This is a genomic window from Salmonella sp. SAL03688, assembly GCF_046551895.1.
GTDB classification, from domain to species: Bacteria; Pseudomonadota; Gammaproteobacteria; order Enterobacterales; family Enterobacteriaceae; genus Salmonella; species Salmonella enterica.
On sequence record NZ_JBGDVI010000075.1, the window covers coordinates 1 to 304 of the forward strand.

Below are 304 nucleotides of genomic sequence, written 5' to 3' on the forward strand. Positions count from 1 at the left end.
CGTGTTCCTGAACAAATGCGACATGGTTGATGACGAAGAGCTGCTGGAACTGGTTGAAATGGAAGTTCGTGAACTTCTGTCTCAGTACGACTTCCCGGGTGACGACACGCCGATCGTTCGTGGTTCTGCTCTGAAAGCGCTGGAAGGCGACGCAGAGTGGGAAGCGAAAATCATCGAACTGGCTGGCTTCCTGGATTCTTACATTCCGGAACCAGAGCGTGCGATTGACAAGCCGTTCCTGCTGCCGATCGAAGACGTATTCTCCATCTCCGGTCGTGGTACCGTTGTTACCGGTCGTGTAGAA

1 protein-coding gene is annotated in these 304 nt (G+C 53.3%); it reads left to right on the forward strand.

What is annotated here, in order from left to right; genetic code table 11:
- Positions 1 to 304, forward strand: a 304-nt coding sequence (locus ACLJR2_RS23780) for a GTP-binding protein (RefSeq protein ID WP_410957937.1), incomplete at both ends; no start/stop codon positions are given.